Origin of the sequence: Streptomyces sp. M2CJ-2, from assembly GCF_016757295.1 — a bacterium.
Taxonomy (GTDB): Bacteria; Actinomycetota; Actinomycetes; order Streptomycetales; family Streptomycetaceae; genus Streptomyces.
Window position 1 is genome coordinate 1 of the sequence record NZ_JAESIF010000239.1, and the last position, 1,219, is coordinate 1,219.

Below are 1,219 nucleotides of genomic sequence, written 5' to 3' on the forward strand. Positions count from 1 at the left end.
CTAGTGCAGGGTTCCTCTTTCGGGGCGTAGGTTGGTGGGGATGCTGGTTTGAGTTGGTGGAGGCGAGCCGCATGCCGAAGATCCTGCGGGCGCGTCCGGCCGCGGATGCGGCCGAGGAGGAGAAGGTCCGCAAGCTGGCCGGGGCCCGGCACGCCCCGGGCGACTGGATCCAGCGGGGCCGGGTGGTGGTCTTGAGCTGGGAGGGGCTGCGGGTCCCGGAGATCGCCGGGGAGCTGGGCTGCCATGAGCAGACGGTGCGCCGCTGGCTGCACCGCTTCAACGCCTCCGGCCTGGACGGTCTGGCCGATCTGGGCGGGCAGGGCCGCAAGAGGCGGATCACCGAGGCCGAGCGGTCCCGGATCATCGCGCTGGTCCGGAAACCGCCGCCCGGGCGCCTGGTTCCCGGGGCCGACGGCGCCCTTCAGGCCGCCGACGAGGCCGGTGCGCCGGTGTGGACGCTGGACGCACTGGCCGAGGCGGCCCGGGCCGAGGGGATCGAGGTCCGGCGCAGTCAGGTGCGCCGGATCCTGCTGGCGGAGGGCGTGCGCTGGCGCCGTACCCGGTCCTGGGTGCGGAGCCGGGATCCCGACTTCGCGGGAAAAGGACGCGGATCGTCGCGCTCTACACCAGCCCGCCCGAGGGCGTGACGGTCCTGTGCGCCGACGAGCTCGGCCCGGTGATCCCCCGCACCTTCCCGCCGGCGCCGGGCTGGTCACCGGACGGACACCGGATCAAAAGTGAACTCGACTACGGCCGGGGGCCGGAGAAGACCTGGGTCTACGGCGCCCTGCGGCCGACAGACGGCTGGGAGGTCACCATGACCGCCTCATCCCGAAACAGCGTCAACTACCAGTGGTTCCTGCAGATGGTGGAGGACGCCAACCCGACGGGCGAGATCGTGGTGGTCACCGACAATCTCTCCTCCCACAACAGCCTGGCTACCCGGACCTGGTTGGAGGATCACCCCCGCATCCGGCACGCCTTCATCCCGGTCGGCGCCTGCTGGCTGAACCTGCAGGAGGGCTGGTGGCGGATCTTCCGCAAAACCGCTCTGGCCGGCCAGTCCTTCGCCGACCCCGCAGAGATCGACCGGGCCACGGCCCTGGCCACCACCCAGCTCAACACCCGTGCCACACCCTGGATCTGGGGACGCCCCGCACCACCGACCCGCACACTACGCCGCCGTTTTATTTACTTCCTTTGAGGAACGCAGCACTAG

General features: G+C 70.7%; 2 protein-coding genes. Both read left to right on the forward strand.

Annotation, left to right across the window (positions count from 1 at the left end):
* Positions 1-71: 71 nt before the first annotated feature.
* The gene (locus JL475_RS39060) at positions 72-647 is read left to right on the forward strand and encodes a helix-turn-helix domain-containing protein (protein ID WP_202282935.1); all 576 of its coding nucleotides are present in this window, start codon (positions 72-74) and stop codon (positions 645-647) included.
* Positions 644-1,204, forward strand: a complete 561-nt coding sequence (locus tag JL475_RS39065; RefSeq protein ID WP_307825335.1) for a transposase — start codon at positions 644-646, stop codon at positions 1,202-1,204. Before JL475_RS39060 ends, JL475_RS39065 begins: the two co-directional genes overlap by 4 nt.
* The last annotated feature ends 15 nt before the right edge of the window (positions 1,205-1,219 follow it).